At 33.0% G+C, this 14,357-nt stretch carries 14 protein-coding genes; 5 read left to right on the top strand and 9 right to left on the bottom strand.

Annotation, left to right across the window (positions count from 1 at the left end; all coding sequences use genetic code 11):
- Window positions 1–25 precede the first annotated feature (25 nt).
- The 3 genes from C7H52_RS06710 (at window position 26) to C7H52_RS06720 (ending at window position 5,123) form a co-directional block, all read left to right on the top strand.
- Window positions 26–1,396 carry a C1 family peptidase gene (locus tag C7H52_RS06710; protein ID WP_106463136.1) on the top strand — a complete coding sequence of 457 codons (1,371 nt, stop codon included), beginning with the start codon at window positions 26–28 and terminating at the stop codon, window positions 1,394–1,396.
- Window positions 1,397–2,310: 914 nt separating this feature from the next.
- Window positions 2,311–4,173, top strand: a complete 1,863-nt coding sequence (locus tag C7H52_RS06715; RefSeq protein ID WP_106463137.1) for a DEAD/DEAH box helicase — start codon at window positions 2,311–2,313, stop codon at window positions 4,171–4,173.
- Between the two features lie 140 nt (window positions 4,174–4,313).
- Complete coding sequence (locus C7H52_RS06720; protein WP_106463138.1) at window positions 4,314–5,123, top strand: carboxypeptidase-like regulatory domain-containing protein; 810 nt, start codon at window positions 4,314–4,316, stop codon at window positions 5,121–5,123.
- A gap of 152 nt (window positions 5,124–5,275) precedes the next feature.
- Here C7H52_RS06720 and C7H52_RS06725 read toward each other — a convergent pair whose 3' ends face one another.
- Window positions 5,276–5,932, bottom strand: coding sequence for a TrmH family RNA methyltransferase (locus C7H52_RS06725; protein ID WP_106463139.1), 657 nt, complete (start codon window positions 5,930–5,932; stop codon window positions 5,276–5,278).
- A 68-nt stretch (window positions 5,933–6,000) separates the two neighbouring features.
- On the opposite strand from C7H52_RS06725, the gene C7H52_RS06730 reads away from it, so the two are divergent.
- Window positions 6,001–6,681 carry an SIR2 family NAD-dependent protein deacylase gene (locus C7H52_RS06730; RefSeq protein WP_106463140.1) on the top strand — a complete coding sequence of 227 codons (681 nt, stop codon included), beginning with the start codon at window positions 6,001–6,003 and terminating at the stop codon, window positions 6,679–6,681.
- 84 nt (window positions 6,682–6,765) lie between these two features.
- Here C7H52_RS06730 and C7H52_RS06735 read toward each other — a convergent pair whose 3' ends face one another.
- Window positions 6,766–7,362, bottom strand: coding sequence for a fasciclin domain-containing protein (locus C7H52_RS06735; RefSeq protein WP_106463141.1), 597 nt, complete (start codon window positions 7,360–7,362; stop codon window positions 6,766–6,768).
- A 167-nt stretch (window positions 7,363–7,529) separates the two neighbouring features.
- Here C7H52_RS06735 and C7H52_RS06740 point away from each other — a divergent pair, with 167 nt between their 5' ends.
- Entirely contained in the window at window positions 7,530–8,645 is a 1,116-nt protein-coding gene (locus C7H52_RS06740; protein ID WP_106463142.1) for a DUF2914 domain-containing protein, read from the top strand.
- 78 nt (window positions 8,646–8,723) lie between these two features.
- On the opposite strand, the gene argS is transcribed toward C7H52_RS06740, so the two are convergent.
- From argS to C7H52_RS06775, 7 genes are all read right to left on the bottom strand, one after another.
- Window positions 8,724–10,508 carry an arginine--tRNA ligase gene (gene argS, locus C7H52_RS06745; protein ID WP_106463143.1) on the bottom strand — a complete coding sequence of 595 codons (1,785 nt, stop codon included), beginning with the start codon at window positions 10,506–10,508 and terminating at the stop codon, window positions 8,724–8,726.
- A gap of 21 nt (window positions 10,509–10,529) precedes the next feature.
- Window positions 10,530–11,465: a citrulline utilization hydrolase CtlX gene (gene ctlX / locus C7H52_RS06750; RefSeq protein WP_106463144.1), complete on the bottom strand. Its 936-nt coding sequence runs from the start codon at window positions 11,463–11,465 to the stop codon at window positions 10,530–10,532.
- 63 nt (window positions 11,466–11,528) lie between these two features.
- Window positions 11,529–12,080 (bottom strand): thioredoxin family protein, encoded by a 552-nt coding sequence (locus C7H52_RS06755; protein ID WP_106463145.1) that lies wholly within the window; start codon window positions 12,078–12,080, stop codon window positions 11,529–11,531.
- 4 nt (window positions 12,081–12,084) lie between these two features.
- Window positions 12,085–12,288 (bottom strand): hypothetical protein, encoded by a 204-nt coding sequence (locus tag C7H52_RS06760; protein ID WP_106463146.1) that lies wholly within the window; start codon window positions 12,286–12,288, stop codon window positions 12,085–12,087.
- 21 nt (window positions 12,289–12,309) lie between these two features.
- Window positions 12,310–12,993 carry an SDR family NAD(P)-dependent oxidoreductase gene (locus tag C7H52_RS06765; protein ID WP_106463147.1) on the bottom strand — a complete coding sequence of 228 codons (684 nt, stop codon included), beginning with the start codon at window positions 12,991–12,993 and terminating at the stop codon, window positions 12,310–12,312.
- Complete coding sequence (locus C7H52_RS06770; protein ID WP_245918576.1) at window positions 12,986–13,969, bottom strand: M28 family metallopeptidase; 984 nt, start codon at window positions 13,967–13,969, stop codon at window positions 12,986–12,988. Before C7H52_RS06770 ends, C7H52_RS06765 begins: the two co-directional genes overlap by 8 nt.
- An 89-nt stretch (window positions 13,970–14,058) precedes the next feature.
- On the bottom strand, window positions 14,059–14,357 hold a 299-nt coding region (locus tag C7H52_RS06775), incomplete at its 5' end, for a T9SS type B sorting domain-containing protein (RefSeq protein WP_146130018.1).

Consider the following 14,357-nt stretch of genomic DNA (forward strand, 5'->3'; position numbering starts at 1 on the left):
GCATTAATTAAAATAAACATAGACTATGAAAAAATACTTAACAATTTTATTATCGCTATTAGTTTTTAATTCATACTCACAAGAAAATAATACGGGTTTATTATTTTCAGACCCTAATGAATATGAAAAAATTGGTGTTGCCTCTCTTCCTTTTGGAACTGGAGAAATTCCTAGCAAAATTGATTTGTCCCCAAATATGCCACCAGTTGGAAATCAAAATCCGCAAAATTCTTGTGTTGCTTGGGCTACAACATACTCTTGTCTATCATATTATGAAAAAGGAATTAGAAACAAACCCTACTATATAAACGGCTCTATAAACTATGACAATATTCTATCTCCATCATATGTTTACAATCAAATAAATAATGGTCAGAATAAGGGCACGTACTTTGAAGATGCCTTTAGAATACTAATAAATGAGGGAACTTGTACTTACAGTTCAATGCCATATGTTCCCAATGACTGGGTTTCTCAACCTAATATAAATCAAGAAAACGAAGCAAAAAATTTCAAAATAGAAACTTACAGAAGACTGAATCTATCGGATGCATTAACAAGTATAAAAGCGGAATTAATCAACAAAAACCCTGTAATAGTTGCATCTGTTTTCGATGAAACTTATTATAATTCTGGTTTTAATTTTACTGGTTCTGATTATAAATGGAATTCTATCGGAAATGTTAATAATCTTATGGGACACGCTATTTTGATTGTAGGTTTTGATGACACTAAAAATGCATTTAAAATAATGAATTCTTGGGGGCAGAATTGGGGAAATAATGGTTATGGATGGATAAACTACAATATAATTAATCAAGTAGTAAGAGAAGCCTATATTATTAAACCAAAATATAAAGATGCAAGTACTAATGAAGAAACTCCTGAATATGTAACTACAACATCAAATGAACTAAACAATAATGACATAAATAATGTTGGTCTGAACTTTATAATTAATAATATTTCTCACCAAAATAGTTTTAATAGTCCTGGAATTCCCGTTCATATGAGACAAATGGGATTTAATGGAGCAATAACTTTACCTTCTAATATTGGTAGAAATGCTCAAATTGTTATTAATTTTTATTTTAACAATAATGGAATTAAAGGAATGCCAATTGGAAGTAACAATTTGAACTATTCTTTGCCAAATAGACAAGCTGCTACTGGAACACCTATTCTTAATCTAATACCAAATCAAAATACGAATACAACTTTTTGGGCTTCTATACCTTATTCTATATTGAATATTCCAAGAGGGCAATGGATGCAAACTCCATTTGGACCAAAGTATCAAGAAAGATTGTCGAATTTAATAGCTGAACCTGTTCTGTTTATCGATAATTTTCCAATCAGAACTGGTCAATTGATATATTTTACGGTATCTCAATAAAAACTAATGCCAACAATGTATAAAAATAATAGCGGGTTTAGTGCTGAATCCAAAGTTAGTAAAATTAAAAAAGGTTCTATGTTTAACCGTAAAGTTAGTGTGTTTTAATCCGCTACTATTCTTATACTAGAACGTTAGCCACAATATAACAAAGCATACTCAGAATTAAAAAATCCTAATGGAACAATCTAAAATTATATTAACTACCATTGTTGGAATACTGTGCTATTTGATATTTTCCAAATTCATCGATTTGTTTATTCGACTTTTTTCTTGGATAGATGTGGAATTTGAAATAGATAAAGTCTCACATTTGATTTTAGCTTATTTAATATTCGGATTTTTATCTGTTGGGCTTTTAATATTTCTCTTTAACAGATATTTAAAAAACGGGAATATCAAAATTCGTTTTTTGCATCAATTAATTCCTGTGTTAATTATATTGACAATTGGAATAATCGGAGTTGAAAAAGGTTATAATAATTATCTTATTAATATTTCACCAGGAAGGAGCGATATACCGAATGTAGAGTTTAGGATTAGATTTTCGAATATCGTCTTTTCGACAATTGGACTTATATTATTCTTGCGGAAAACGAAAAACAAATAAAAACTGTGGCTAACACCAGAATATAAGTAATAAAAATATCGTACAATAAATATCGCACTGCGTTAACGGTAGAAGCGGCATCCTTTTTTTGCTTTAGCAAATGGCAAAAAAAGATAGAGCGTATAACGTGTTAAAACGCCCAGAAACAAATAGTTGCAAATCTCAAATAAAAGACTACCTTTGCAACTTGAAAAAATAACTCCTCAGAGTGAGGATGTGTTACTAGAAGTTTTAAGTTTAAGTATTTTCGATGCGCTTCTTTATGTAACACCTACATGACGCAATTGAATACTTATAAATTAGAATGAGCACATTCCAAGAACTTGGTCTTGACGCAAACTTGCTACAAGCCATTACAGATTTAGGTTTTGTAAAACCTAGTGAGGTCCAAGCACAAGCAATCCCATTATTATTAGAAAACGAAGACAGCGATTTGGTGGCTTTGGCACAAACCGGAACTGGTAAAACAGCTGCTTTTGGTTTCCCAATGTTACATAAAATTGATGTATCGGACCGCACCACTCAAGGTTTAATCCTATCTCCTACCAGAGAACTTTGTTTGCAAATTGCAAACGAAATGAAACTTTATGGTAAATACTATAAAGGTTTAAATGTTACCGCTATTTATGGTGGTGCAAGTATTACAGACCAGGCACGTGAAGTAAAACGTGGCGCACAAATTATTGTAGCGACTCCAGGTCGTATGAAAGATATGATTAACCGTAAATTGGTAGATATTACAAAAATACAGTATGCGGTTTTAGATGAAGCGGATGAGATGCTTAACATGGGGTTTTATGATGACATTGTAGATATCTTATCGGATACGCCCGAGGATAAAAACACCTGGTTATTTTCGGCAACTATGCCTAAAGAAGTGGCTGCTATTGCTAAAAAGTTTATGAAGAGTCCGTTAGAAGTAACGGTAGGCCATAAAAATGAAGGTAGTAAAAATGTCTCTCACGAATATTACATGGTTAATGCCAGAGACCGCTATCAAGCTTTAAAACGTTTGTGTGATGCGAATCCAGATATATTTTCGGTAATTTTTTGTCGTACCAAAAGAGATACTCAAAAAGTTGCTGAAAACTTAATTGAAGATGGCTACAGTGCTGGTGCTTTACATGGCGATTTAAGCCAGAACCAGCGTGACATTGTCATGAAGCAATTTAGAACACAACAAATCCAGATGCTAGTAGCTACAGATGTTGCTGCGCGTGGTATTGATGTGGATGATATTACTCACGTAATTAACTACCAATTACCTGACGAACCAGAAGTGTACACACACCGATCTGGACGTACAGGACGTGCCGGAAAATCTGGTATTTCTATGGTGATTGTGTCTAAAAGTGAGGTTAGAAAAATTAAGAGCATTGAGCGTATTATTAAAAAAGACTTTATTAAAAAGGAAATTCCTAATGGGATTGAAATTTGTGAGGTACAATTAAAGTCTCTAGCCAATAAAGTTCATAATACAGATGTAAATCATGAAATTGATCCATATCTTGAAGAAATCAATACGCTTTTTGAAAACGATACAAAGGAAGATTTAATTAAAAAATTCTTCTCGGTAGAGTTTACACGTTTTTTTAATTACTACAACAAATCTAAAGACTTAAATGTTCAGGATAATGGACGTGGAGATAGAGATGGCGGTCGTGATAGTGGTAAATCTTACGGCGGAAATGCTACCCGTTACTTTATTAATGTAGGGGAAAAAGATGGTTACGACTGGATGAAGCTAAAAGACTTTTTAAAAGAGGCTTTAGATTTAGGACGTGATGATGTCTTTAAAGTAGATTGTAAGGAAACCTTTTCTTTCTTTAATACGGAGAAGGAACACCAAGAAAAAGTGTTAGCATTTTTTACAGATTATAAAGAAAATGGACGTTTTATTAACGTTGAAGTGACTGAAGATAAAGGCGGTCGCGGTGGTCGTAGTCGAGGTGGCGGAAGACGTCGTGATGGTGGAAAAGGTGGTGATAGAAAGCGTCGTAGCGATGGACCAAGAGGAGAAAGACGTAGTTCTGGAGGAAGAAGTGACCGTAGAAGTGGTGCCGATTCTAAACCAAGAAGACGTTCTGGAGAACGAAGTGGTGGCGAAAGAAGTCCTTCTTTTTCGGGAGAATCTAGACCAAGACGTTCAAGACGTAGAGAAGATTAATAAAATAGAAAGCCTGAAATTTAATTTCGGGCTTTTTTTATTTATAAATCTTTCTAAAAGTTTAATGTTTGTTAATTTATAGTACAAAACCACTTATATAACAGATTGTTTTATATTTTTATATCTTAAATAATTTTAAAATGAAATTTTACTTATCCTTTGTGTTACTTTGTTTTGTTGGCTTTTTAGCTTCAGCTCAAACAACCACTACAAAAAAACAGGATTCTAGTAAAATTGTAAAAACAGGTACCGTTAAAGGTATTGTTATAGATGCCACATCTAGAAGACCTATTCAGGATGTTAATATTACCAACTTAAACCAAGTAGTTGGTGCTGCCAGTAATAGTAAAGGTGAATTTGAACTGAAGGCAGCTGCTGGAGACACCTTAAACTTTTCTTTTATTGGTTTTAAATCAGTTAAAGTCCGTGTAACTAATGACTGGGTTAATCGTATAGAAAAATCAACCATAACCCTTACAGAATTAGCTTTAGCTTTGGAAGAAGTGGTATTAAACCAGTTAAAACTTACAGGGTATTTGGAGATAGACATTAAACAAGTGGTGGTTAATGATAATTACCGCTATAGAATTCCAGGTTTAAATTCTGGTTACGAGGTTGGAAAAAAACAACCTGGTGCGCTGTCTAAGGTTTTAGGATCAATATTTAATCCGCTAGATTTTTTATACAACACCTTTAGTAAAAAGGAAAAACAAATGCGTAAGTTAAAACAGATGAAACAAGACGATGAAATTCGTCGTACGCTATCTGAACGTTATGACCGCGATTTGTTAACCGCACTACTTCAGATAAATAAAGCCGAATTAGATGAAATTGTGACACAATGCAACTATTCTAAAGAATTTATTGATAGTGCTAACGACTTACAAGTTTTAGACGCCATTAGCGAGTGCTATGAGGAGTACAAAATTTTAAGTAAAAGCAGACGATAGAGTTTTTGGTTTATAGTGTTTGGTGTTTGGTTTTTGGTTTTTGGTTTTTGGTTTTTGGTTTTTGGTTTTTGGTTTTTGGTTTTTGGTTTAAATATTAATTACTTTTTAACTGAAAACTGTTTACTGATAATTGATAATTGATAATTGTAAACTTATTTATCTGCATAAAATCTTTCAATGATCTCTTCGTGACTTTTTAAAGTCTTTTTACACCAGTCCAATCGTTTTTCCAATTGTTCTTCTTCTGTTAAACGCCAATCTATATTGGTTTTCTTTAATTTTGAAGTGACGTGTTGTAAAATAATTGCCGCACTTACAGAAATGTTTAAACTTTCGGTAAAACCAGACATTGGTATTTTTAAAAACATATCCGCTTCATCTAAAACCTCTTTAGACAAACCTTCGGTTTCTCTTCCAAAGAAAAAACAGGATTTCTTTGTGACATCAAAATCAAATAACTCGCAATCGTTAGTGTGCGGTGTTGTAGCAACAATTTGATAGCCTTTACTTTTGATATCTTTTAAACTCTCTTTTACTGTATGATATCGATTTAAATCGACCCATTTTTGTGCGCCCATAGCAATTTCTCTGTCAATACGCTTAGAGTTTATTTCTTCTACAATATTAACCTCTTGTATACCAAAGACGTCACAACTTCTAATAACTGCGCTAGTATTATGAAGCTGATACACATCTTCTGTAGCTACCGTAAAATGTTTGGTACGTTGGTTTACTACCTGATGAAAACGCTTCAAACGATTTTCAGATAACAAAGATTCTAAATACTGTACTAATTTAATATCGGTCATAACCTTTTAATAGAACTTCGAAATTAAAAAAATTAGCGAGACTATCTTTATTTCTTTATTTTTAAAATATGAAAAAACACATTGTTGTATTATCTGGCGCAGGTATGAGTGCCGAAAGCGGTTTAAAAACCTTTAGAGATTCTAATGGTTTATGGGAAGGACATGATGTTATGAGCGTGGCTTCTCCTGAAGGTTTCGCTAAGAATCCTGCTTTGGTTTTAGACTTTTATAACCAGAGAAGGCGACAACTTCTTGAAGTAGAACCTAACCAAGCCCATTTGAATTTAGCACAACTAGAAAACGATTTTAAAGTATCTATCATAACTCAAAATGTAGACGATTTGCATGAACGTGCTGGAAGTACAAACGTGATACATTTACATGGCGAATTATTAAAATCTCGAAATGTAGAAACAGATGCTGTTATTTATGATTGTAAAACTGATATTTGCTTAGACGATAAAGATCCAAATGGCATACAACTAAGGCCTCACATAGTTTGGTTTGGAGAAGCAGTTCCCTTAATTGATAAAGCTTTGGACATATGCCAGACTGCAGATATTTTAATAATTATTGGCACATCTTTACAAGTCTACCCAGCTGCTAGTTTAATGCACTATGTCCCAGAACACATACCGAAGTTCTATATTGATAATAACCCAGCTCCAACTCATGACGCATCTATTAAAGTTATTGCTGAAAGAGCAAGTATTGGAGTTTCTAAAGTGATTAAAGAATTACTCAAATAAATGAAAAGATCTTTAAAATTTAAAAACCCAAAACACGAATGTTTTGGGTTTACATTAATTTAATCTACTAAATTAACTAATCAACTATTTCTTTGGCATTACAACGGTATCGATTGCATGGATTAATCCATTAGAAGCTTCAACATCAGTCATCACAACTGTAGATGTATTTCCATTAGCATCTTTTAGCATTACCTTTCCATCTTTCATCATAGCTGTTAAAGTTTCACCCTGCACCGTTTTAATTACAAATGCATTATTGTTTTCCTCTATAGCTGTCATTACTGCTGCTGCATCAAATTTTCCAGCAACCACATGGTAGGTTAAAACGCTTTTAAGCATTTCCTTGTTTTCTGGTTTTAATAAATTATCTAACGCTCCAGCCGGTAATTTTGCAAATGCATCATTAGTTGGTGCAAATACTGTAAATGGTCCTTCGCTATTTAACGTTTCAGCTAGATCTGCAGCCTTAACTCCTGCTACTAACGTAGAAAAGCTGTCGTTTGACATAGCTACTCCTGCAATTGTTGGGATTTCGGTTAATTCTTCTTCAACTTCCATTTCAACGACTTCTTCAGTCATTTCCATTTCCTGTTCAGTTTCTTTTGCTTCATCTTTACAAGATGTACTAAATAATAAAGCACAAACTGAAAGTGATAACATGGCATTTTTAAGTTTCATAATAGTATATTTTTGATTTTGTTTAGTCAAATGTACAATACTATTAAACAAAGTATTATAAAATTACGTTAAATGTATCGTTAACAATAAGTTAACACAAAAAGTTAAAACTAATTCATTTGTAAAAATATTGTAGATTTATCTTTTGAAATAATTCATCCATATTTATGAAAAGAACTATAGTAAAGTTTCGGAATAGTGCATTCCGACAATTTATTGCGAGGCATGAAAAATATGCTGCTTTACTGTTTTTTATTGGTGGATTTATTTTTGACACACTTACTTTAGGACGCATTGACCGAACTTATGATTTAGTAGTCCTTTGCCTATACATGACTTTATTACCTATTACTATTTATTTATTTAATCTAGCTGATGATGGTAAATGGAAGAATACTTTTTTAGAGCGCTATGAAGTCTATTTTCCGCTAGGGATACAGTTCTTTTTTGGAGGTTTAATTAGTGCTTATGTCATTTATTTTTCCAGAAGTGTATCGCTCTCCAAAACTATTTCTTTTTTTATCATTCTAGTCGCTTTGTTATTGGCTAACAACTTTTTAAAAAAACGTATTTCTAACAAATATCTTCAATTCGGGATTTTCTTTTTTGTAAACTTTACGTTTTTTGCTTTTATGATTCCTGTATTTATAAAACTAATGAACACTTATGTTTTTATAGCCTCGGGATTAATTAGTTTAACGGTCACATTAGGATTGATTTTTTTAATTTATAGATCTAGTCCTAGTACTCGAAGAGAAATTAGTTTATTTAAAACTATTTCGATTATTACCATTATGTTTTTAACTATAAACTGTTTCTATATATTTAATATGATTCCTCCTGTTCCTTTAGCTTTAGATACTGGAATTGTTGCCCATGAAATAGTAAAAAAGAATGGAGATTATCATATTACTTATGAAAAAAGTAAGTGGTATTATTTTTGGAGAGACCACAAAATAACATATGCCTATACCAGTGGGCAACCGGTTTATATTTTCACCTCTATTTTTGCACCTACAGATATACAAAAAAAAATATATCATCGATGGAAATGGTACAATCCAGAAAATGAAACTTGGCAAACGTATGAAGATATTGGTTATGATATTACTGGTGGCAGAGATGAAGGGTTTAGGGGTTACACCTATAAAAACAACGTAAAATTAGGGTTGTGGAAAGTAGAAGTTATTACTGAAGAAGAATTGGTTATAGGTGTAATTGATTTTGAAATAATTAATAAATCCAGTTCTAAAGGTAAAAACTTGGTGAAAAATACATTTTAAATATAGCCAAGTCTACTTGGGTTTAAAACCGCCTCAAAATAAAATTTTGAGGCGGTTTAAAATTTGATTAAAGAATGACTACATACGTTCTGGAACCTGAATTCCTAATACTGAAAATGCATTTTTTATAGTATTGGCAACTACTTGAGACAATTGCACTCTAAATATTTTTTCCTGTTCATTATCCGTACCCAAAATAGAGACGTTTTGATAGAAAGAATTAAAAGCTTTAACCAAATCATAAGTATAATTAGCAACTAAAGCAGGACTGTGTTTAGATGCCGCATCTTGAATGGTTTCTGGGAAGATTAACAACTGTTTAATCAATTCTTGTTCTTTCTCATTTAATTCAACATCTTCAGCGCTTAATGTAATTTCTGTATTTACATCTGCCTTCCGTAATATAGATTGAATTCTGGCATAGGTATATTGTATAAACGGACCTGTATTACCTTGAAAATCTATAGATTCCTTAGGATCAAACAAAATTCGTTTCTTTGGATCTACTTTTAATATGTAATACTTTAAAGCTCCTAAACCTATAGTTTTATATAAGTCTTGTTTTTCGGCTTCACTATAACCGTCCAACTTACCTAAATCTTTAGATATAGTTTCGGCTGTTGTTGCCATTTCTGTAATTAAGTCGTCTGCATCTACCACAGTACCTTCTCTACTCTTCATTTTTCCTGAAGGTAAATCGACCATACCATAACTTAAATGAAATAGGTTTTTAGCCCAGTCGAAGCCTAATTTTTTAAGTATTAAAAATAATACCTGAAAATGATAATCCTGCTCGTTACCAACCGTATAAACCATACCACCTACATCTGGGTAATCTTTAACACGTTGTATAGCGGTACCGATATCCTGAGTCATATAAACTGCTGTTCCATCGCTACGCAGTACTATTTTTTCATCTAAACCGTCTTCAGTTAAATCGCACCATACTGAACCATCTTCTTTTTTAAAAAACACTCCTGTTTTTAACCCTTCGGCTACAAATTCTTTTCCTAACAAATACGTATCACTTTCGTAATACATATTATCAAATTCTACTCCTAAATTTTCGTAGGTCGAATTAAATCCGTCGTAAACCCAAGCATTCATTTTTTTCCAAAGCGACACAACAGCTTCATCTCCAGCTTCCCATTTTTGAAGCATTTGTTGGGCTTCAACTAATAAAGGTGCTTCTTTTTTAGCTTCATCTTCGGTTTTTCCTTGAGCTTTTAAAACTTCTATTTCCTTTTTATATTCCTGGTCAAACTTCACATAGTAATTACCAACTAACTTATCGCCTTTAAGCCCTGTAGAATCTGGTGTTTCACCTTGCCCAAAACGTTCCCATGCCAACATACTTTTACAAATATGAATTCCACGGTCGTTAATAATTTGAGTTTTATAAACTTTTTTACCTGATGCCTCAATAATTTTAGAGACACTAAATCCTAATAAATTATTACGTACATGCCCTAAATGTAAAGGCTTATTAGTATTAGGAGAAGAATATTCTACCATAACCGCTTTATCTGCAGCATTTGCAGTTTTAAAACCAAAAGACACATCAGCTTTAAAACTATTAAACGCATTAACATAATAGGTCTGGCTAATTTCAAGATTTAAAAACCCTTTAACTACATTAAATGCCTTAACATCTGGCACATGACTTACTAAATACTGGCCAATTGCCTCACCAATTTGTACAGGATTTCCTTTTACGCTTCGAAGCATAGAGAAAATAACTACTGTAATGTCTCCTGGAAATTCCTTACGCGTTGGCTGAAAATCTACCTGCTCTAAATTGGTTTGGTAAAGGCTTTTTACAGCGTCTTTTATATGTTGGGTTAAAGTGTCTTGAAGACTCATCTCTCTAGTTATTTTTGTTAATTATGCTTTTGGTAAAAATACTTCTGCCATCATGCAACGTGCACTTCCGCCGCCACAAGCTTCAATGGTATCTAAGGAACTAGATAAAATATCGCAATGTTTTTCTATTAGCTCAATTTGAGCAGGACGTAAACTGTCGTAAGCTGCCTGACTCATTATGAGATAACGCTTATCGTCTTTACCACGCACCTGTAGCATGTTTCCTGCAAAATTATTTACCTGAGCCTCAGAAATAGTAATCACTTCCTTTCCGTCCTGCTTCAGGTTTTCCACCACATGTTTTCGTTCTTTTTTATCGTCTATAGTATCCAAACAAATCACAGCAAAAGTTTCAGCTAAACACATCATCACGTTTGTATGATAAATAGCTTTACGCTTTCCGTCTACAGTCTGGTTTGCAGTAAAAATAACTGGGGTATATTCAAAATCCTCACAAAACTCGATGAATAAGTCTTCATCTGCTCTTGGAGATAATGCACAATAAGCTTTACGGTTTTCGCGGTCTAACAGTAAACTTCCAGTACCTTCTAAAAAAACGCCTTCTTCTTCTGCAGAGGTATAATCTACAATTTGATTAATCTGAAAACCTTCTTCTTCTAATTTAAATAAGACATCTTCACGTCTTTCCAATCGTCTGTTTTCAGCATACATTGGATATAAACCTACATTTCCATTTTCGTGAAAAGAAATCCAATTGTTTGGAAATATAGAGTCTGGTGTGTCGTGTTCATTAGTATCTTCTATAACTACAACAGTAATGCCTACAGCACGAAGTTTGTCTACATAAGCATCAAACTCTTGTTGGGCTTTTGCATTTACCGTTTCTGGCAGTAAACCATCTAATACTTTTTGATAATAATTATTTACTGCAGTTTGCTCATTCATCCTAAAGTTTACAGGACGAATCATGACAATGGTATTTGTAGTTTGTTGCATCATTTTAATTTTGATGCAAAATTAGTTTTTTATCCTGAATTAAGTGGGTTTCATACGAAAAAATCACTTCCATTTAATCCCACAACCAATACTTGGTTTTTGATGTGATACTGGTTTTTCAGATAATGTAGATGCTATTGCATTTGTAAGGTCAATTCCTGTTAAGGCAACCTCATTTCCAGGTCTGGAACCATCTAATTGTCCGTGGTACGTACATTTTAATTCTGTATCAAACACATAAAAATCTGGGGTACAAGCGGCATTATATACTTTAGCAACCTCTTGTGTTTCATCATACAAATATGGAAACGGATATTGTTCTTTTTCTGCTATTTGAGTCATGAGCTCCGGAGCATCCGCTGGGTATTTAACTACATCGTTACTACTTATAGCTATAAAACTCACCTCTTCTGGCTTATAACTATTGGCCAATTCTACAAGTTTTGAATTAACGTGAATTACAAAAGGACAATGGTTACAAATAAACATAATAACAGTTGCCCTTTCTCCTTTTAATTGCTGAAGATTTAGTGTCTTTTGACTTACTGTATCAAATAGAGAAAATTCAGGAGCTTGAGTTCCTATCGGGAACGGATAAGATTCTGTTAAAGCCATATTCTTATTTTTTTCTACCTATAAAATAACCTAGTCCTATAGATAATAACCCTAATCCCATAGTAACATAAGCGTCACTATTATCTTGTGCAATTGCTTTTACAACTCCTAAATCTACAGATGCTTCAGGCATGATTACTTGATATATTCCGTAGCCTAATAAAATTAAACCCACAACTCTAAGTACTATTGAAACTAAATTATTCATTTTTTTATTTTTAATTAATGGTTAAGGTGTTGTATTAGACACCTGTAATAATTTACCGTTATAAAACTGATGACCCGTTAGTGAAAAGTCGGCTATATATTTTGCCATATCTCCAGCTGAATTTGGAGCAATATAACCTGGAAAAGCTTCCTCTAGCATTTCAGTTTGAACCGCTCCTAAAGCTAAAACATTAAAGGAAACGCCTTGCTCTTTGTATTCTTCTGCTAACAATTCAGTCAAAGTAATAACTGCTCCCTTACTGGAACTATATGCCGAAAGTCCAGGAAATTTGATACTTCCTTGTACGCCGCCCATGGAACTTATGGTAACTACATGACTTTTATTCGTCATATATGGTAATACAATTCGCGTCATTTCTGCCACACCAAATACATTGGTTTTGTAAACTTCTGCAAATTCCTCGCTAGATGTTTCTGAAAACGGTTTGTTTAAAAGTGTTCCTGCATTATTTATTAAAATATCTACTTGACTCCACTCTTTCTCAATAAAGGTTTCTACTTTTTTATAGTCTTCTTTTTTATTTAAATCGAATGAAAATGATGTGATGTTATCAAACTGAAGGTTGCTAACAGGTTGCTCATTTCTTGATAATGCTAAGATATTATAGCCTTTTTCTGCAAATAAATGAACCAATTCAAAACCTATCCCTCGGCTTGTTCCGGTAATAATTATATTTTTACTCATACATTTTTAATTCTTTGGTTGGTGTGTTGGAGAAATGAACGATTGCTGGCTTTAGTTCATTTAATAATGAAGCCATAAAATTGTAATCCATCAATTCTGGTTCGTCATCTACATGATGATAATAGTCATAATTTTCAAAATCGAACGTTGATATGGTTTGTGCTGGCACCTTAAAATCTTCATAAAACGGATAATTGTCTGAACGCTTAAATAAATTAAAGGCTTTTGCTTTTGGAAGTAACCCGATAGTTTCAACTTTAGTAACCGAGTTAATGTGATCTGCCATATTACTTAATTCATAACCCGAAATATAAGCTTTGTAAGATCTATTTTTCATAGGAACACCAATCATTTCAAAATTAATCATGGCATATAGGTTTAGATTTTTATTTTTTAACTGAGCTGAAAGATGTTTAGATCCTAACAAGCCTTTTTCTTCAGCAGAAAATAATACAAATAAAATACTACGTTTATTACTTTTGGTCTCAGCAAAATATTTCGCCATAGCTAAAACTGCACTAGAGCCTACCGCATTATCGTTTGCGCCATTTGCAATAACATCGCCATTAACAGCTGCAATTTCACCAATATGATCATAGTGTGCTCCTAAAATGATAAATTCATTTTTTAGAGTTTTATCTGTCCCTTCCAAATAGCCCACTACGTTATACCCGTTTAAAGTATTTCCATTTTTATTTTTGACCTCAAATGGATTTAAATAGGAGTTTACACCTAAACCATCAAAATAAGGCGAAACACCTATTGCCTTAAATTCTTCAATGATAAAATCGGCTGCTTTTTTAATGCCTTCACTTCCCGTATCTCTTCCTTTAAGTTCATCGGAAGCTAAATAATTAACTACTTTTTTTAAATAATCTGCTTTTATTTCTGAATTGGTATTTTGCTTTACCTCTTTTGAAGTGTTACAACTAAAAAGTAAAAGCATTACAACCATGCTGTATTTATATATCATCATTTCTCTTTTTAAAGCTTAAAGATAAAAAATCCCGATACATTTTACAGGTATCGGGATTTTTAGTTTGGTTTATTTTTGGTTTATGACTCTTAACGTTTCAGTGTAAAGTGTCCTCTAAACTGTTTCTTCTCATCTGAAGTTGAGTTTGGTTCTCTATACTCTACCGTAAACCAGTAGTCGCTTGTTGGCATTGGGTTACCATTATAGGTTCCATCCCATCCTGCACCTGTTGGACTGATTTGTTTTAAGAGTTTGCCCATACGGTCAAAGATGTAAATCGTAGCATCTGGCTGATTCGCGATTCCGTAAATGTTCCACGTATCGTTATAACCATCTCCATTTGGTGTAAAGAATAATGGGTAGTCCATTGCCAGTACTGTTGCACTTG

The organism is Aurantibacter aestuarii, assembly GCF_003008425.1.
GTDB lineage: Bacteria > Bacteroidota > Bacteroidia > Flavobacteriales > Flavobacteriaceae > Aurantibacter > Aurantibacter aestuarii.